Here is a 17,104-nt window from a genome sequence, read left to right as displayed (position 1 = left end):
CCACCTCCAGTGCGATAGGTCCTTCGAGATAAGCTCTTCAAGTGAGCCCCTTCGAAGGTACGCCACTTCCCCGAGCTTAACCAGCCCGCTCTTTCAGCCGGCGCGGACGTCGTCTTCCAGATCCCCTTCGCGATAGCCCATCAGGTAGAGGACGGCATCGATACCCAGCGTCGAGATCGACTGGCGCGCCTGGCTGCGCACCAGCGGCTTGGCGCGAAAGGCAATGCCCAGGCCGGCGGCGGCCAGCATCTTGAGGTCGTTGGCGCCGTCGCCCACGGCGATGGTCTGCTCCATCGCAAGCCCTTCGCGCACGGCAATCTCACGCAGCAGTTCGGCCTTGCGGCTGGCATCGAGAATGGGCTCACGCACCTCGCCGGTGACCTTGCCCTTCTCGATGACCAGCTCGTTGGCATGGATCTCATCGAAGCCGAGCTTCTCCTGCAGATGACGGGCAAAGTAGGTGAAGCCGCCGGAAAGGATGGCCGTGCGATAGCCCAGACGCTTGAGGTGCTTCATCAGTCGCTCGACACCATCCATCATCGGCAGCTCTTCGGCGATCTCCGCCAGCACCGACTCATCCAGCCCCTTGAGCTTGGCCATACGCTCGCGAAAGCTCTGCTGGAAGTCGAGCTCGCCGCGCATGGCGCGCTCGGTGACTTCTGCTACGTCTGCGTAGACGCCGTGGCGGCGTGCCAGCTCGTCGATCACCTCGGCCTGGATCAGGGTCGAATCCATGTCGAAGCAGACCAGGCGCCGATGGCGCCGCCAGATGGAGTCTTCCTGGATGGCAATATCGACGCCGTGCATGGCGCCCAGCGCCAGTGCCTTTTCCCGCAGGCTCTCGAGATCGATCTCCTCCCCGCGCAGCCAGCACTCCACGCAGGAGCCGAAGGAAGGCGCACCGCCATCCAGGGGTTCACGCCCCGACAGACGGTGGATCAGCTCCACGGTGAGACCATGCTCGGCGGTCAATGCCCCCACCTCGGCCAGGATGCCTGCAGGCAGGTGCGGTGCCAGCAGGGTCAGGATCAGCCGCGGCTGGCTGGCCTGGACGCTCCAGCGCTGGTAGTCCTCGGCGCTGACCTGAATGGCCTGGACATCGAGGCCGAGGCTGTCGCCGGCCTCGCTGAGTGCCGCTTCCAGATCGTTGTCGCGATCGAGCCCGACCAGGGCCTCCAGCGAGACCATGCCGAAGGTCACGCTCTGGTTGATGTCGAGCAGCCGTGCGCCGCTGCGCGCCAGGGCCTGGCCCAGGCCGGCCAGTTGGCCGGGTCGTGCCGCGCCGGTGGCGCGTATCAGCAGTCGTCTTGTCATGCTTGCCTCAGGAACTATCCAGGACTGCGGCGGCCTCGGGGGCCGCGCTCTCATGTTTTTCAGCTGTCGACGCTCGATGCTTCCAGTCGGTCGACTTTCTGCAGCCCGCGGGGCAGTTTGCTGCCACGCCGGCCACGCTCGCCGCGATAATAGTCAAGATCGGCGTCCTTCAGGGTCAGGTGACGCTTGCCGGCATGGACGATGAGCGTGGCGCCGGCGGGCACCAGGGCGATGTCTCGCACCAGCTCCTCGCGCCGGGCGGCACGCGCCCCAGGGATGTCGATCATCTTGTTGCCCTTGCCCTTGGCCATCTCGGGCAACTGCTCCAGCGGGAACAGCAGCAGGCGTCCCTCGTTGGAAACCGCCGCGACCCAGATGTCCTCGCCCTCAGGCACGCGCACCGGTGCCATCACCCGGCAGCCCTTCGGCACCGAAAGCACCGCCTTGCCCGACTTGTTCTTGCCGGTCAGCTCCTCGAGCTTGGCGACGAAGCCGTAGCCGCCGTCGCTGGCCAGCAGGTAGCGGCGCTCGGGCGGGGCCAGCATCAATCCGGCCATGTGGGCACCGGCCACCACGTTGACCCGCCCGGTGACCGGCTCGCCCTGGCTGCGAGCGCTGGGCAAGTTGTGGGCGGCCAGGGTGTAGGCACGGCCGGTGTCGTCGAGCAGCACCAGCGGCTGGTTGGTCTTGCCGCGACCGGCCAGGGCAAAGCGATCGCCGGACTTGTAGGAAAGCCCTTCCGGATCGATATCGTGGCCCTTGGCGGCGCGAATCCAGCCCTTCTCGGAGAGCACCACGGTGATCGGGTCGGCACCGACAAGCTCGACCTCCGAGAGTGCCTTGGCTTCCTTGCGCTCGACGATGGGCGAGCGGCGTTCGTCGCCGTGTTCGCGGGCCGCCTCGCGCAGCTCCTCCTCGATCAGGTCGGTGAGCTTGGCCTCGCTGCCGAGCAACGCCTTCAGGCGCTTGCGTTCGGCTTCGAGCGCGTCCTGCTCGCCGCGGATCTTCATCTCCTCGAGCTTGGCCAGGTGGCGCAGGCGCAGCTCGAGAATCGCCTCGGCCTGGCGGTCGGAGAGGCCGAAGGCCGCCATCAATGCGCTCTTGGGCTCGTCCTCCTCGCGGATGATGCGAATCACCTCGTCGATGTTGAGGTAGGCGGCAAGCAGGCCTTCGAGGATGTGCAGGCGATCCTCGACCTTGCCCAGGCGATGCTCAAGGCGCCGGCGCACGGTCTTGCGGCGGAACGTGAGCCATTCGCCGAGCATGTCCGGCAGCGGCATCACCCGCGGCCGGCCGTCGAGGCCGATCACGTTGAGGTTGACGCGGATGTTCTTCTCGAGGTCGGTGGTGGCGAACAGGTGCGCCATCATCGCCTCGATGTCGACCCGGTTGGAGCGCGGCTCGATCACCAGTCGCGTCGGCTCCTCGTGGGTCGATTCGTCGCGCAGGTCGGCCACCATGGGCAGCTTCTTGGCCTGCATCTGTGCAGCGATCTGTTCGAGCACCTTGGCGCCGCTGACCTGGTAGGGCACGGCGGTGACCACTACCTTGCCCTCTTCCAGGGTGTAGCGGGCGCGCAGCTTCACCGAACCGCGCCCGCTCTCGTAGAGCTTACGCAGGTCGTCGCGGGAGGTGATGATCTCCGCTGCGGTGGGAAAGTCGGGGGCCGGCAGGTGCTCGAGCAGGTCTGTCGTGGTGGCCTCGGGGTGGCGCAGCAGGTGGCAGGTGGCCTCGACCACTTCGTGCACGTTGTGCGGCGGGATGTCGGTGGCCATGCCCACGGCGATACCGGTGCCGCCGTTGAGCAGCACGTGAGGCAGGCGCGCCGGCAGCACCACCGGCTCGTTCATGGTGCCGTCGAAGTTGGGGGTCCAGTCGACGGTGCCCTGGCCCAGCTCGGCGAGCAGCACCTCGGCAAACTTCGACAGGCGCGACTCGGTGTAGCGCATCGCCGCGAACGACTTGGGATCGTCGGGGCTACCCCAGTTGCCCTGACCGTCCACCAGCGGATAGCGGTAGCTGAACGGCTGCGCCATCAGCACCATCGCCTCGTAGCACGCGCTGTCGCCGTGGGGGTGGAACTTGCCCAGCACGTCGCCGACGGTACGCGCCGACTTCTTGTACTTGGCGCTGGCGTTCAGCGCCAGCTCGCGCATGGCGTAGACGATGCGTCGCTGCACCGGCTTCATGCCGTCGCCGATATGCGGCAGCGCCCGGTCGAGGATGACGTACATCGAGTAGTCGAGGTACGCCTTCTCGGTGTATTCGCGCAGCGAGAGGCGCTCGACGTCGCCCTCCGCTACCTGGATATCCATGGTCATACGATATGCCCTTGGTCAGGGTTCAATGTCTCTCGTTCCGGCCGCGGCTATCCCGGCGGCAGGCGCCGATTAGCCCTACTCCGTCTTCCCCATACACTGCGGAGCCGCTTCGAGCGAAGGCCAGGGTAGGCAGCCGCTGCGCGACAAAGCGGAGTTTACATCTTGTAAATGAGCATTTGGCGCGCAGTGGCTAACACCGCCTGGCCGAGCGCAGAAAGGCTCACTCATTCAGACTTCGATATCCGCCAGGTTGCCATAATCTTCCAGCCAGCTCTTGCGGTCGGCGGCGCGCTTCTTGGCCAGCAGCATGTCCATCATCTCCATGGTGCCGTCGCCGGCCTCGCGGGTGAGCTGCACCAGGCGACGGGTCTCCGGCGCCATGGTGGTCTCGCGCAGCTGCAGCGGGCTCATCTCGCCCAGTCCCTTGAAACGCTGCACGTTCGGCGTGCCGCGCTTGCCCTCGAGGCGACGCAGGATCGCCGCCTTCTCGCTCTCGTCGAGGGCGTAGTGGACCTCCTTGCCCAAGTCGATGCGGTAGAGCGGCGGCATGGCGACGAAGACGTGGCCGGCATCCACCAGCGCCGGGAAATGGCGCACGAACAGTGCACACAACAGCGTGGCGATGTGCAGGCCGTCGGAGTCGGCGTCGGCGAGGATGCAGATCTTGTGGTAGCGCAGCTGGCTGAGGTCGTCGCTGCCCGGGTCCATGCCCACCGCCACGGCGATGTCATGAACCTCCTGGGAGCCGTAGATGTCGTGGCTGTCGACCTCCCAAGTGTTGAGGATCTTGCCGCGCAGCGGCAGGATCGCCTGGGTCTCGCGGTTGCGCGCCTGCTTGGCGCTGCCGCCGGCCGAGTCGCCCTCCACCAGGAACAGCTCGCCCTGGGCCGGATCCTGGCCGGAACAGTCGGCCAGCTTGCCGGGCAAGGCGGGGCCAGAGGTGACCTTCTTGCGCGCCACCTTCTTGGCGCTCTTCTGGCGCCGCTGGGCGGCACTGATGACCAGCTCGGCGAGCGCCTCGGCCTGGTCGACGTGGTGGTTGAGCCACAGCGAGAAGGCGTCTTTCACCACTCCGGAGACGAAGGCCGCCACCGTGCGTGAGGAGAGACGCTCCTTGGTCTGGCCGGCAAACTGGGGGTCGAGCATCTTCACCGAGAGCACGTAGGCGACCCGCTCCCACAGGTCCTCGGCGGTAAGCTTGACGCCCCGCGGCAGCAGGTTGCGGTATTCGCAGAACTCGCGCAGGGCCTCGAGCAGGCCCGAGCGCAGGCCGTTGACGTGGGTGCCGCCCTGGGGCGTGGGGATGAGGTTGACGTAGCTCTCCATCAGCGTCTCGCCGCCTTCGGGTAGCCACTGCACCGCCCAGTCCACCGCCTGCTCGTCGTCGGCGAAGTGGCCCACCAAGGGCGAGGCCGGCAGCACCTCGAAGCCGTCGGTGGCCTGGGCCAGGTAGTCGCGCAGGCCATCCTCGTACTGCCACACATTCTCGGCGCCATCGGTTTCCACCAGGGTCACCTTGAGCCCCGGACACAGCACCGCCTTGGCCCGCAGCAGGTGCTTGAGCCGGCCCAGCGCCAGCTTCGGGCTGTCGAAGTAGGACTCGTCGGGCCAGAAGCGTACCAGGGTGCCGGTAGCACGCTTGGCTGCACTGCCGATTACCGCCAGTTCGGAAACCTTGTCGCCATGCTCGAAGGCCATGGCGTGTCGGGCACCGTCGCGCACCACCTCCACTTCCAGCCGCCGAGACAGGGCGTTTACCACCGACACCCCGACGCCGTGCAGGCCGCCCGAAAAGCGGTAGCTGGACTGGGAGAACTTGCCGCCGGCGTGCAGCCGGGTGAGGATCAGCTCGATCCCCGAGACGCCATGCTCGGGGTGGATGTCGATGGGCATGCCGCGGCCGTCATCGGATACCTCGATGCCGCCATCCTCGAGCAGGCGCACGGTGACTTCCCGGGCATGGCCGGCCAGCGCCTCGTCGACGCTGTTGTCGATGACTTCCTGGGCCAGGTGATTGGGGCGGGTGGTGTCGGTGTACATGCCGGGGCGCTTGCGCACCGGATCGAGACCGGAGAGTACTTCGATTGAGCTGGCACTGTACTGTGTCATGCGTGTCCCAAAGCCATTACGAATTCGATTGCGCTCCCAGCCGGCTTCCCCGCCCTTCCCTGGCCAGCGTGCTCCCGCAGCAGATTCAATCCGCTGCGATGGTGTCGAGACTCCCCGGTAGCAGCCGGTGACCACCATAGGCCAACACCGCCGGCAGATACGACTCCAGCATGCCGAAGACGTGATCTCCCCCGGGGTGAAGCAACGTCCGGGCGCCCCGGTAGAGCGCGAAGGCGTCCGCCGGATCGAGCGTCTCGTCGGCGGTGCCCAGTAGCAGCAAGTAGCGCTCGGGGGTGACCCGCTGCGGGGTCAGCTCGACCAGCTCCTCGCGATGCGCCGGCTCGACCATGAAGCGCTCGCCGGTGTGTTCGTTGAAAAAGGCCTCACCGACCCACTCTGCCACCAGTCGCGCCGGTCTTACCGCTGGGTTGACCAACACCGCCGGCAGCTCATGCCGCTCGGCCAGGCAAGTGACGAAGAAGCCTCCCATGGAACTGCCCACCAGCAGCGGATGGGGTCCCAGCTCGCTCAGCAGCGCTTCAGCCGAGCGCAGGGCCGCAGCGGGGCGATGCGGCAGCTGCGGCGTCTCGCAGGGTAGGGAGATCGCCGCACAGGCGCCACGCATCAATGCTGCCTTGGGCGAGCCATAACCGCTGTTGAAGCCATGCAGGTAGAGCAGCCCGCTCACTGGCTGCGGCGAGAGCGGTGCGCTCAGCATACCCAAGTCACTGTATGCATTACCAGCCGGAAAGCATCATTAGCTGTGCGCCACTTCAACGTTCGTTCTCCCGCTCGGCCTGCCATGCCGCCTCGATCAGCCCCCGAGTGGAGGCGTCCATGCCTTCATGCCCCCGGTGATCGGCCAGGATGCGCTCGGTTTCACCGGCAATCTGCTTGCCCAGCTCCACGCCCCACTGGTCGAAGGGGTTGATAGCCCAGATGGTGGCCTGGACGAACACCTTGTGCTCGTAGAGCGCAATCAGCGCGCCGAGGGTGGCAGGCGTCAGGCGATCGAGCAGCAGCGTGGTGGATGGCTGGTTGCCACGGTAGCGCTTGTGGCCCGGCCGCTCTCCCGGCTCGTCGATGGCGTCGTCCCCCAGCATCAGCAGCCGCGACTGGGCGAAGCAGTTGGCCAGGGTCAGGCGATGCTGGGCCTTGAGGTGGTTACGGGTAGCCACGTCCTCGACATTGTCGTAGCGCTTGAGCGGCGCGATGAAGTCGCACACCACCGGCTGGGTGCCCTGATGCAGCAGCTGGTAGAAGGCATGCTGGGCGTTGGGCCCGAGCTGCCCCCACAGCACCGGGCAGGTGGAGTAGTTCACCAGATCGCCGTCGTGGGTCGCCGACTTGCCGTTGGACTCCATCTCGAGCTGTTCGAGGTAGGCCGCGAAGTGCTCCAGGCGTCCATCGTAAGGCAGGATCGAGTGGGCACGGATGTCGAGGAAGTTGACGTTCCAGATACCGGCCAGGGCCAGCATCACCGGCAGGTTGTCTTCGAGCGGCGCCTGGGCAAAATGCTCGTCCATGGCGTGGGCGCCGGCGAGCAGTTCGCGAAATCCCTGCATCCCGATGACCAGCGCGATGGGCAGCCCGATGGCGCCCCACAGCGAGTAGCGACCGCCGACCCACTCCCAGAACAGCAGCTGATTGGCTTCGGCGATGCCCCACTCGCTCATCTTCTCGGGCTTGGCCGAGACACCGATGAAGTGCTGGCGCATCACCATCTTCTCATCCACTCCCTGAATGCCGTCCTCGACCAGGCGAGCCATCAGCCAATCGCGGGCGGTGAGTGCGTTCGACAGGGTGTCGATGGTAGTAAAGGACTTCGACGAGATGACGAACAGCGTGGTCTCGGGATTGAAGCGCTTGAGGTAGTCGACAAGCTGCGAGCCATCCATGGTCGAGGCAAAGTGAACCTCCACATGGTGAGCATCGGCCGGCCGGTGATCGGCCAGGGCATGGGTCACCATCAACGGACCGAGGTCGGAACCGCCGACACCCAGGTTGACGACGTCATGGATCGGCCGGCCAGTAGCACCGCGCCACTGCCGGGCGTGAAGGCGTTCGACCATGGTCTCCATGCGATCCAGAGTGGCGTGCACCCCAGGCACCACATCCTCGCCATCGACGATGAGCGAGGCGTCGGCGGGAAGGCGCAGCGCACTGTGAAGCGCCGGGCGATCTTCGCTGATATTGACGTGCTCGCCTTCGAGCAGCGCCTTGATACCCTGCGGGACACCGGCATCGCGGGCCAGCTCCAGCAGCAGCGCAAGCGTCGCATCGTTCCAGCGCTGCTTGGACAAGTCGAGGGTCAGCCCCGCCGCGCGGCGCGTGAAAGCCGTGCCTCGCTTCGGGTCGGCAAACAGCTGGCGCAGGTGGGTGCCGCGCAGCTCCCTGGCATGTTCCTGCAACCGCTGCCAGGCATCGGTCTGATCAATGGGTGCTTGGTTCATCGAAATCCTCCTTGACTCTTGCGAGAGCAACCGTGTCGTCGACGGTTTCCATCCAATATCGGGCAAACCCACTTAACACAGGCTAGCCTTGTATCCGCCTGTAAATCCATAGCGCGAGCGTGTCGCCACGCTCCGCTCGAATCCGCTCCGCGACAACTTGCAGCCGATTCGGCGCTATCCGTGCAGCCGGCCGACAGCAAGCGTAGAATACCGGCCTGTTCAACATCACCGGCCTGATCATGAGTGACGCATCTTATCGCGACGCGATCTTCTCTACACCCCTCGACCGGCTTGCGCGCTTCTCTTTCGACGAGCAAGTGGTGGCCTGCTTTCCCGACATGATTCGTCGTTCGGTGCCCGGCTACGGCCAGATCCTCGGCATGCTGGGGCTGATTGCCGGCCGTCACCTGCGGCATGGCGCCCATGTCTATGATCTGGGTTGCTCGCTGGGCGCCGCCAGCCTGGCCCTGGCCGGCCAACTGCCGCCAGAGGCCTTTCGCCTCACCGCGGTGGACCTCTCGCCGGCCATGGTGGCTCGCGCCCGTGAGACGCTGTCGGCAGAGTGCCCCGAGCATGCCGTCGAGGTGATCGAGGGCGATATCCGCACCCTCGACTACCAGCCCTGCGGCATGGTGATCCTCAACTTCACCCTGCAGTTCCTGCCCCCCGAGGACCGCGAGACGCTGCTGGCGCGCCTGTACAACGCCCTCGAACCGGGCGGTGTACTGGTACTCTCGGAGAAAGTGATAGACCCCGACGAACGCGACAATGCCTGGCGGGTAGAGCGCTACCACGACTTCAAGCGCGCCAACGGCTACAGCGAGCTGGAGATCAGCCAGAAGCGCACGGCGCTGGAGAACGTGCTGGTGCCGGATACCCTGGAAGCCCACCATGCACGCCTGGCGCGGGCCGGTTTCCCGCGCTCGCTGACCTGGTTCCAGTACCTCAACTTCGCCTCGCTGATCGCATTCAAGGAGGCCTGAGGTGGCGATCCCTGCCGAACACCGCGCGCTCTATTACGCCTTTATCGACCAGGGGCTGGATACCTGGCTGGCTCGCCTGCCGGAGCAGTTGGCCCGCGGCCTCGACCGCAAGCGCTTCGGAGACCTTCCCGCCTGGGAGAAAGCGGTAGCCAAGCTGCCCGAGCTGCCCGAGGCCCGCGACGTCCAGTTGGACGTCGATACCGTAACGGTGGATTGCCCCCTAGACGAGAGCCGGCGGCGCCAGTGCGAGAACCTGCTGCGCAAGCTGATGCCGTGGCGCAAGGGCCCCTACCGGCTCGCCAATATTCACATCGACACCGAGTGGCGCTCCGATTGGAAGTGGCAGCGGGTCGCCCCCCACCTGGCCCCACTGAGCGGCAGGCGGGTGCTCGACGTGGGCGGCGGCAGCGGCTACCACGCCTGGCGCATGGCCGGCGCCGGGGCCGCCTTCGTGCTGGTGATCGACCCCTCGCCGCGCTTCTATTTCCAGTTCCAGGCGCTGCGTCACTTCATCGGCAATGCCGACGGCGAGCGCACTCATTTCCTGCCGGTGGGCATCGAGGACGTACCGGAGAGGCTCGAGTTCTTCGACACGGTGTTCTCCATGGGCGTGCTCTACCACCGCCCCTCCCCGCTGGAGCATCTGCTGCAGCTCAAGGAGACCCTGCGCCCCGGCGGCGAGCTGGTGCTGGAGACGCTGGTGGTGGAAGGCGACGCCACCACGGTGCTGCTGCCCGGCGAGCGTTACGCCGCCATGCCCAATGTCTACTTCCTGCCCTCGTCCCGAGCGCTGTGCCAGTGGCTCGAGCGCTGCGGCTTCGTCAACGTGCGGGTGGTGGACGAAGCGTTCACGTCCCTGGAGGAGCAGCGCTCCACCGAGTGGATGACCTTCCAGTCGCTGGCCGACTTCCTCGACCCGGCCGACCCCACCCTAACCCGCGAGGGCTACCCCGCGCCGCGCCGGGCGGTCATCCTGGCCAACCGACTCTAGCAGTACCGCGGTTTAGCGTCTCAGGATGACCAGCCAGCGCCCCAGATTGAGAATACTGGCCAGCGAGGCGGCCACGTAGGTGAAGGCGCAGGCGGTCAGCACATGGCGTGCGCCAGGCATGTCGTAGGGGGGGACGTACTCCCGCAGCAGCGGCAGTGCCCGATTGAAGCTGGCATCGAACTCCACCGGCAGCGTGACCAGATGTACCAGCGCCGCAGTGCCGAAGCTGATCACCGCCATGGCGATCACCATGGCCATCCCCCCAGGCAGGCGGGTCAGGATGAACAGGAACGGAGCGGCCATCATCAGCAGCGCGCCCAGCTTCTCGGCACGCTGGGCCACACCCACCATGCGCGCCCGGGCAGTCAGCGGCGCATAACCTTCATGGTGCTGGATGGCGTGGCCCACCTCATGGGCAGCCACTGTCACCGCGGTGAGCGAGCGACCCTCGTAGTGCTCGGGGGAGAGTCGCACCCTTCGAGCCTCGGGGTCGTAGTGGTCGCCGTGCTCGGTCATCTCCACCTTGACCCCCTCGATACCCAGTCGCCTCAGCAGGTGGTCGGCCAGCTCGGCGCCGGTGCCGGGATAGTCGTCACGCCCCTTGGAATGGCGGGCGAGCACCCACTTGGCCCACATGTTAGGCAGCACGAAGATGGCCAGCAGAAAGGCGATCAGCAGCACGATCATGGCGTTTGCGGTCTCGTTTCAGTGTCTCGAATTTGGACCAAGCCTACCCGTTTCAGGTTCATGCGTCGCCCCAGCTCTTGATGCCGTTACTGATGCCGGGACTTGACGCCAGCCACGACAAAAACAATAATTATTCGCGTTTGACACAATAACCCATTCAGGCCGATACCATGTGCGCAACCTCCCCCGACCCGACAAAGGCCCGCGCGCAGACCACCGAAGGGTTCAATTCAGCGGGCAGACCGAGCGTAATCGAAAGCAGCAGGCTGCTCGACGAGCGGGGCCAATTGATCATCGAGCATCGCGGCAAGCGTTACCAACTGCGCGAGACGCGAAATGGAAAACTGATACTGACCTCATAACGCCGACGACCGAACCCATAACTCCGACGAAAAGAACGCCAGCCAGGTAGCCTTCGCCACCCAGCCAGCCGCTCATCGCCTGATACGACAAGGGAACTTCAGGAACATGAAGCGAGCATCGAGCTGCAGCGGCGCACTGGCGCTGCTGGTACTGTCACCTATCACCCTGGCCCAGACGCCTCCCGACGCTGCCACACTGCCCGAGCTGGCACCGCTGGTGGTGACCGGGACGCGTACCCCGGCGGACACCTTCTTCGCCCCGTTGATCGTCGACACGATCGATCGCCACGACCCAACGCTCGCCACCGCCTCGCGGGTCGAGGACATCCTCGCCGACCAGCCCGGACTGCACGTGGCCGGCCAGGGGCGACGCAACGGCCAGACCCTGAGCCTGCGTGGCTTCGGCAGGAACGGCGTGCTGGTACGCCTCGACGGCGTGCGCCAGGACATCGACACCGGCCATCTCGGCAACTTCTTCCTCGACCCCACGCTGCTGCGTGAGGTGCAGGTGGCCCGCGGCGCCCTGTCGAGCCTCTACGGCAGCAACGCCATGGGCGGAGTGGTCAGCTTCGAGACGGTGGACGCCGAGGATCTGCTGCGTTCGGGTGAAAGCAGCGGCGCCCGGCTTTCGCTGCGCGGCGCCACTGCCAACAACGAGCTCGGCGCCACGCTGAGCCTGTTCGGCAAACGCGACCTGGCCGACGGCGGCAGCCTCGACGGCCTACTCGCCCTGGGCCGCAGCGAGTCCGGCGACATCCGCCGCGCCGGGGGCCAGACCACGCCGGAAGATGCCAGCCTCGACAGCCTGCTGGCCAAGGGCGGCTGGCAGCTCGACGGCGATCACCGCCTGTTCGCCAGCTGGCAGCACTACGCCGAAGACGCCACCCAGCCGTCCAACCCCCAGCAGCTAGTGATCGAAGGCGAGCTGCGCAACCGCGACACCACGAGCGACAACCTGCAGTTGGGTCACCGCTGGTCGCCGGCACCAGTCACCCAGATCGACACTCGCCTGACCCTGAGCCGTCAGAACATCGAGGAACCCGGCGCAGAACGTACGCTAGAGCGCCTGGGCGTGCAGAGCGACGGCTACCATCGCCTGGATCACGGCTGGCTGTCGCAGACGCTGGCCTTCGGCGCCGAGGCGAGCCGAGCCACCCAGCGCCCAGGCGGCACGGCCTCGGGCTTCCCCGAGGCGGACATCGACAGCGTTGCCCTCTACCTCGACGACACCCTGACGGTGGGCCGCTATCTCGACCAGGGCGGTGTCGGCGAGTTCGACCTCGGCCTCGGCGCCCGCCACGACGGCTACTCCGCCGAGGACAGCCAGGGCCGCGAGAGCGACCGCAGCCGGGTCTCGCCGCGCCTCCGTCTGGCCTGGCGCCCCAGCGGCGATCTGATGCTCTACAGCGGCTATGCCGAGGCCTTCCGCGCCCCCACCCTCTCCGAGCTCTACGCCGACGAGCGCCACTTCGGCGGCTTCTGCATGGGCCCCTTCGTCTGTGTGCCCGACAACTTCTGGGTACCCAACCCCGACCTGCGCCCGGAAACCAGCAAGAGCTGGGAAAGCGGCCTGGCCTGGCGCTTCGGCGACTGGGGCCTGCGTGCCAGCTACTTCGATACCCGCGCCGAGGACTTCATCGACACCGAGGTCGACATCTTCGCCGGCACCACCCGGGCCACCAACGTCAACCGCGCCCGGCTATGGGGCTATGACGCCCGCCTCGACTGGTCGCCTGCGGACACTCCCGTCACGGCTTTCCTCGGCCTGGCCGAAGTGAGCGGTCACGACCGCGACAGCGGCGAGCCGCTGGGCAGCCTGACACCGCTGGAAGCGCTTACCGGCCTCGATTACCACCTGGTCGGCCCCGACCTGACCCTGGGCTGGCGCGGTCGCTTCGCCCGCTCCTTCGACAAGCAGGGCGAGGACGCAGCGCTGCCCGGCTACGGCCTGCACGACGTGCAGCTCGCCTGGCAGTTCTCGCCGCTGCTTTCCGCCTCGCTCAAGCTCCGCAACGTTGCCGACAAGGAGTGGTACCGCCCCGACGGCAACCTCGGCGACGGTCGCAGCCTGCTCGGCAATATCAGCCTTCAATGGTGACCAAGGAGAGATACATGAACGCTTCGACCCAAACCCGCCAAGCCATCCTCGACGCCCTCGACGCCGCCCGCGAGGCCACCCCTCACCTGCCGGCGCTGGACATCGCCCGGCGTCTGAGCATCAGCGAAGGTGAACTTCAGGCCGCCCGCCTCGGCCGCGACGTGTTCACCCTGCCGCTGTCGCCCCATGCGCTGGCCTCGCGTTTTCACCGGTTGGGCGAGGTCAAGGCGCTGACCCGCTCACGCCACGCGGTGCTCGAACAACAGGGATGCTACCCGACCCTGCGCGGCTCGGAGCAGGCCGGCCTGCTGCTCGACCCGGGCAGGCTGGACCTGCGCCTGCACCTGACCCAGTGGCATTGGACCTGCCTGATCCGCGACCGCATGCCCGGCAAGGAGGGCGGCACCGTCCAGCGCCTGAGCGTGCAGATCTTCGACCGACACGGCATCGCCCTGCACAAGCTGTTCTCGCTGGCAGCGGAGCCCCCCAAGACCTGGCAGGATCTGCGAGCACTAGCCAGCACGCAGGAGCCCGCTTTTACCCAGGCCGCCGAGCCGCTGCCACGCGCCCTGCCAACGGTGCCCACTCTGGACGAGGAGTGGGCGCAGTTGAGCGATGTGCATCAGTTCTTCGGCCTGCTGAACCGTCACCAGCTGCGTCGCCACGAGGCCAACGCTCTGATGGAGGGCCGTTTCACCCGGGCGCTGCACCTGGGCGCCTGCGAAACGGCGCTGCGCGAGGCCGCCCGCGGCGAACTGCCGCTGATGCTGTTCGTGGCAAGCCCCGGCTGCGTCCAGATCCGCACCGGCAAGGTTCCGGCGCCACAGCGCATGCGCGGCTGGCTCAACCTGTTCGGCAAGGATTTCACCCTGCATCTGGACGACGCCAACATCGCCCGCGCGTGGCAGGTGCACAAGCCCAATCGCGATGGCGGCGTTACCAGCCTGGAGGCCTTCGATGCCCAGGGCGGGCTGGTGCTGCAGATCTACGCCGAGCGCCGCGAGGGCCAGGGAGAACGCCGTGAATGGCGTCAGCTGCTGGACGGCCTCGATGCCCGCGAGGCTGCGGCATGAGGCTACCGTCCTGGCTGCCTTGGCTGGCCAGCCTGGCTCTGCTGATCTGGCACATGCAGGCGTCCGCCTCACCACCACGCACCGTGGTGATCGGCAGCGACATGGCTGAGATACTTGCCGCCCTCGATGCACTGGAAGGCGTGGTGGGACGCGACGACACCAGCCAGTACCCCGAGAGCGTGGCGGCGCTGCCCTCGGTGGGCTACCTGCGTCAGCTGGCGGCGGAAGGCATCCTGTCGCTTGCCCCGGAGCGCTTGATCGTGGCCGCCGCGGCCGGGCCGCGGGAGGTACTGGCCCAGCTCGAAGCCGTGGGCGTCGAGGTGGTGCGCATCGAGCAGGGAGCCAGTCTTGCCTCACTGCCCGACAAGATTCGTGCAGTGGCACATGCCCTCGACCGCACGGCCGAAGGCGAAGTGCTGGTCGCCGATATCGAGGCGGATCTCGCGCGGCTTGCCGAGCTGCGTGAAGCCGCGCCGAAACCGGCACCGAGGGCGATGTTCCTGCTCAGCCACAGCGGCATGACGCCCATGGCAGCAGGACGCAACACTGCCGGTCAGGCCGTGATCGAAGCGGCCGGGGGGCGCAACGCCTTCCCCGGCTTCAACGGCTACAAGGCGGTGGGGGCGGAAGCCCTGGTCGATGTGGCGCCCGAGGTGGCAATCGCGACCCGCAGCGGGTTAGAAGGCATCGGCGGCGCGGCCAGGCTGTGGCAGCTTCCCGGCCTGGCCATGACTCAAGCCGGCCGCGAACGGCGCCTCATCGTCTGCGACGACCAGGCGCTGCTCGGCTTCGGGCCGCGTACGCCTGCCGCACTGATGGCGCTGTACGAGGCTCTTTATGGAGAGCAAGAGCGCGCCGGGGCGGCCTGCGGGGAAGTGACATCATGAGTCGCACCTTGCCCTTGGCCGGGCCCTGGCGACGCCAGGTCCAAGGCCTGACAAAGCAGCCTCGCTCGCCCGGTCAGGTACTCGTTCTGCTGGGCCTGGCGGTACTGGCGGCACTACTGGTGGCGGCAATGAGCGGCAGCGTCGGGCTCTCGCCCCGAGTCCTGCTCGGCGAGTGGCCGAGCCCACTGGCCTGGCAGGTATGGTGGCAACTGCGCCTGCCGCGGCTGCTGCTGGCGGCGCTGGTGGGCGCCATGCTGGCCGGCAGCGGCGCGGCCATGCAGGGACTGTTTCGCAATCCGTTGGCCGACCCTACCCTGCTGGGCCTGGCCAGCGGCGCCGGCCTCGCCGTGGCGCTGTGGATCGTGCTGTTGGGCGGTGCCGGCGGCAGTCTCGGGCTCTACGGCCAGTTCCTTGCCGGCTTTCTCGGTGCGCTCGGCGTGTGCGTGCTGGTGTTCGCCCTGGGCCAGCGCCAGCACGGGCAGGAGGCACTCTTCACCCTGCTGCTGGCGGGGCTGGCGATCAATACCCTGGCGGGGGCCATGGGCGGTGTGATGGCCTTCATCGCCAGCGACGAGCAGCTGCGCCAGCTCAGCCTGTGGGGTATGGGCAGCCTCTCCCACGCGCTGTGGAGCGCCACCCTGGGCGCCCTGATCGGCATCCCGCCGGCGCTATGGTGGCTGCTGCGCTGCGCCCGCGGGCTCGACCTGCTGCAGCTCGGCGAGCTGACCGCCCACGGCGCCGGGCTCGATGCACCGCGACTCAAGCGCCACGTGGTGGTGGCCACCGCACTGGGAGTTGGCTTGTGCGTGGCGCTGGCCGGGATCATCGGCTTTCTCGGTCTGCTGGTGCCCCACTGCCTGCGCCTGTGGCTGGGGCCCGGGCATCGCCTGCTGCTGCCCGCCTCGATGCTGGGCGGTGCGCTGCTGCTGATCGTGGCCGACACCCTGGCACGCACCCTGGCGAGTCCGGCCGAGGTACCCGTGGGGCTGCTCACCAGCCTGCTCGGCGGCCCCTACTTCCTGTGGTTGCTGCTGAAGCGGAGAGCGCGATGCTGAGCCTGATCGAGGCCGGCTTCGCCCGGCCGCCCACCCTCGTCCCGTTCAGCGACCGCCTGATGCCGGGAGAGCTGCTCGCCATCGTCGGCCCCAACGGCGCCGGCAAGAGCACCCTGCTGTCGCTGCTCTCCGGTTTTCGCCGCCCCGAGCGTGGCACCGTCTGTCTCGACGACACGCCGCTGGCGGGCTGGGATCCCGCCGCTCTGGCTCGACGCCGGGCGCTGGTGGCCCAAAGCCTCACCCTGGGCTTCGACTGGCCGGTGCGTGAGCTGGTGGCCCTGGGCAGCGAGGCCACTGAGTCGGAAGTCGACGCGGTACTGGCACTGCTCGACCTCCAAGCGCTGGCCGAACGCGGCGCCCTCGGCCTTTCGGGCGGCGAAGCCCAACGGGTGATGATCGCCCGCGCCCTGTGCCAGTTGGGACTAGGACGCAGCGAGCAGCCCGAACCGGGCCGGGTGCTGCTGCTGGACGAGCCCACCAGCGCACTGGACATCGGCCAGCAGCAGCGCCTCCTGCGTCTGCTGCGCCACCTGGCACAGGCGCACCGGCTGGCCATCGCCTGCGTGCTGCACGATCTCAACCTGACGGCGCGCTACGCCCATCGCGTCTGGCTGCTGGAGCGCGGCCGCCGCATTGCCGCGGGCACACCGGCCGAGGTGCTCGACGGCTGCACCCTGGCCCGGGTCTTCGATGCCGAGCTGACGGTGGGCAGTCGCCAGGGCGATGGCTCGCCGCTGGTGCTGCTGGCACCCTGATCCCACCCCAAACAGC

General features: G+C 67.3%; 14 protein-coding genes. 8 read left to right on the top strand and 6 right to left on the bottom strand.

The window, feature by feature from the left end; translation table 11 throughout:
• Window positions 1–93 precede the first annotated feature (93 nt).
• The 5 genes from serB to pgi form a co-directional block, all read right to left on the bottom strand.
• Window positions 94–1,314 carry a phosphoserine phosphatase SerB gene (gene serB, locus H1D44_RS09835; protein ID WP_181514677.1) on the bottom strand — a complete coding sequence of 407 codons (1,221 nt, stop codon included), beginning with the start codon at window positions 1,312–1,314 and terminating at the stop codon, window positions 94–96.
• Window positions 1,315–1,373: 59 nt separating this feature from the next.
• Window positions 1,374–3,635 carry a DNA topoisomerase IV subunit A gene (parC, locus tag H1D44_RS09830; protein ID WP_181514676.1) on the bottom strand — a complete coding sequence of 754 codons (2,262 nt, stop codon included), beginning with the start codon at window positions 3,633–3,635 and terminating at the stop codon, window positions 1,374–1,376.
• Window positions 3,636–3,863: 228 nt separating this feature from the next.
• On the bottom strand, window positions 3,864–5,744 hold the full coding sequence (gene parE / locus H1D44_RS09825) for a DNA topoisomerase IV subunit B (protein WP_181514675.1): 1,881 nt from the start codon (window positions 5,742–5,744) through the stop codon (window positions 3,864–3,866).
• 85 nt (window positions 5,745–5,829) lie between these two features.
• Complete coding sequence (locus H1D44_RS09820; protein WP_181514674.1) at window positions 5,830–6,462, bottom strand: YqiA/YcfP family alpha/beta fold hydrolase; 633 nt, start codon at window positions 6,460–6,462, stop codon at window positions 5,830–5,832.
• A gap of 55 nt (window positions 6,463–6,517) precedes the next feature.
• Window positions 6,518–8,197: a glucose-6-phosphate isomerase gene (pgi, locus tag H1D44_RS09815; RefSeq protein WP_181514673.1), complete on the bottom strand. Its 1,680-nt coding sequence runs from the start codon at window positions 8,195–8,197 to the stop codon at window positions 6,518–6,520.
• Between the two features lie 239 nt (window positions 8,198–8,436).
• On the opposite strand from pgi, the gene cmoA reads away from it, so the two are divergent.
• Window positions 8,437–9,180 carry a carboxy-S-adenosyl-L-methionine synthase CmoA gene (gene cmoA / locus H1D44_RS09810; protein ID WP_181514672.1) on the top strand — a complete coding sequence of 248 codons (744 nt, stop codon included), beginning with the start codon at window positions 8,437–8,439 and terminating at the stop codon, window positions 9,178–9,180.
• Between the two features lies 1 nt (window position 9,181).
• Window positions 9,182–10,171: a tRNA 5-methoxyuridine(34)/uridine 5-oxyacetic acid(34) synthase CmoB gene (gene cmoB, locus H1D44_RS09805; protein ID WP_181514671.1), complete on the top strand. Its 990-nt coding sequence runs from the start codon at window positions 9,182–9,184 to the stop codon at window positions 10,169–10,171.
• 12 nt (window positions 10,172–10,183) lie between these two features.
• Here the strand turns inward: cmoB and H1D44_RS09800 are convergent, their stop codons facing one another.
• Window positions 10,184–10,858 (bottom strand): zinc metallopeptidase, encoded by a 675-nt coding sequence (locus H1D44_RS09800; RefSeq protein WP_181514670.1) that lies wholly within the window; start codon window positions 10,856–10,858, stop codon window positions 10,184–10,186.
• A 170-nt stretch (window positions 10,859–11,028) separates the two neighbouring features.
• Here H1D44_RS09800 and hemP point away from each other — a divergent pair, with 170 nt between their 5' ends.
• The 6 genes from hemP (at window position 11,029) to H1D44_RS09770 (ending at window position 17,088) form a co-directional block, all read left to right on the top strand.
• On the top strand, window positions 11,029–11,220 hold the full coding sequence (gene hemP / locus H1D44_RS09795) for a hemin uptake protein HemP (protein ID WP_181514669.1): 192 nt from the start codon (window positions 11,029–11,031) through the stop codon (window positions 11,218–11,220).
• Between the two features lie 106 nt (window positions 11,221–11,326).
• Window positions 11,327–13,318 (top strand): TonB-dependent receptor domain-containing protein, encoded by a 1,992-nt coding sequence (locus H1D44_RS09790; RefSeq protein WP_181514668.1) that lies wholly within the window; start codon window positions 11,327–11,329, stop codon window positions 13,316–13,318.
• A gap of 14 nt (window positions 13,319–13,332) precedes the next feature.
• A complete protein-coding gene (locus tag H1D44_RS09785; protein ID WP_181514667.1) occupies window positions 13,333–14,391 on the top strand; it encodes a ChuX/HutX family heme-like substrate-binding protein in 1,059 nt (352 codons plus the stop codon).
• The gene (locus H1D44_RS09780) at window positions 14,388–15,278 is read left to right on the top strand and encodes a heme/hemin ABC transporter substrate-binding protein (RefSeq protein WP_181514666.1); all 891 of its coding nucleotides are present in this window, start codon (window positions 14,388–14,390) and stop codon (window positions 15,276–15,278) included. The genes H1D44_RS09785 and H1D44_RS09780 overlap by 4 nt, the downstream gene beginning before the upstream one ends.
• Entirely contained in the window at window positions 15,275–16,333 is a 1,059-nt protein-coding gene (locus H1D44_RS09775) for a FecCD family ABC transporter permease (RefSeq protein ID WP_220128041.1), read from the top strand. The genes H1D44_RS09780 and H1D44_RS09775 overlap by 4 nt, the downstream gene beginning before the upstream one ends.
• Window positions 16,327–17,088, top strand: coding sequence for an ATP-binding cassette domain-containing protein (locus tag H1D44_RS09770; protein ID WP_181514665.1), 762 nt, complete (start codon window positions 16,327–16,329; stop codon window positions 17,086–17,088). The genes H1D44_RS09775 and H1D44_RS09770 overlap by 7 nt, the downstream gene beginning before the upstream one ends.
• Window positions 17,089–17,104: the final 16 nt, after the last annotated feature.

Origin of the sequence: Billgrantia kenyensis, from assembly GCF_013697085.1 — a bacterium.
GTDB lineage: Bacteria > Pseudomonadota > Gammaproteobacteria > Pseudomonadales > Halomonadaceae > Halomonas > Halomonas kenyensis.
Note: the sequence above shows the minus strand (reverse complement) of the source record. Positions and strands in the feature narration are given on the sequence as shown.

Excerpts from the sequence above, each read along its gene's own strand:
- H1D44_RS09780 (WP_181514666.1), top strand. The coding sequence starts at position 14,388 with ATGAGGCTACCGTCCTGGCTGCCTTGGCTGGCCAGCCTGGCTCTGCTG.
- H1D44_RS09820 (WP_181514674.1), bottom strand. The coding sequence starts at position 6,462 with ATGCTGAGCGCACCGCTCTCGCCGCAGCCAGTGAGCGGGCTGCTCTAC.
- hemP (WP_181514669.1), top strand. The coding sequence starts at position 11,029 with ATGTGCGCAACCTCCCCCGACCCGACAAAGGCCCGCGCGCAGACCACC.
- H1D44_RS09800 (WP_181514670.1), bottom strand. The coding sequence starts at position 10,858 with ATGATCGTGCTGCTGATCGCCTTTCTGCTGGCCATCTTCGTGCTGCCT.
- parE (WP_181514675.1), bottom strand. The coding sequence starts at position 5,744 with ATGACACAGTACAGTGCCAGCTCAATCGAAGTACTCTCCGGTCTCGAT.
- serB (WP_181514677.1), bottom strand. The coding sequence starts at position 1,314 with ATGACAAGACGACTGCTGATACGCGCCACCGGCGCGGCACGACCCGGC.
- H1D44_RS09770 (WP_181514665.1), top strand. The coding sequence starts at position 16,327 with ATGCTGAGCCTGATCGAGGCCGGCTTCGCCCGGCCGCCCACCCTCGTC.
- H1D44_RS09775 (WP_220128041.1), top strand. The coding sequence starts at position 15,275 with ATGAGTCGCACCTTGCCCTTGGCCGGGCCCTGGCGACGCCAGGTCCAA.
- cmoA (WP_181514672.1), top strand. The coding sequence starts at position 8,437 with ATGAGTGACGCATCTTATCGCGACGCGATCTTCTCTACACCCCTCGAC.
- parC (WP_181514676.1), bottom strand. The coding sequence starts at position 3,635 with ATGACCATGGATATCCAGGTAGCGGAGGGCGACGTCGAGCGCCTCTCG.
- H1D44_RS09785 (WP_181514667.1), top strand. The coding sequence starts at position 13,333 with ATGAACGCTTCGACCCAAACCCGCCAAGCCATCCTCGACGCCCTCGAC.
- pgi (WP_181514673.1), bottom strand. The coding sequence starts at position 8,197 with ATGAACCAAGCACCCATTGATCAGACCGATGCCTGGCAGCGGTTGCAG.
- H1D44_RS09790 (WP_181514668.1), top strand. The coding sequence starts at position 11,327 with ATGAAGCGAGCATCGAGCTGCAGCGGCGCACTGGCGCTGCTGGTACTG.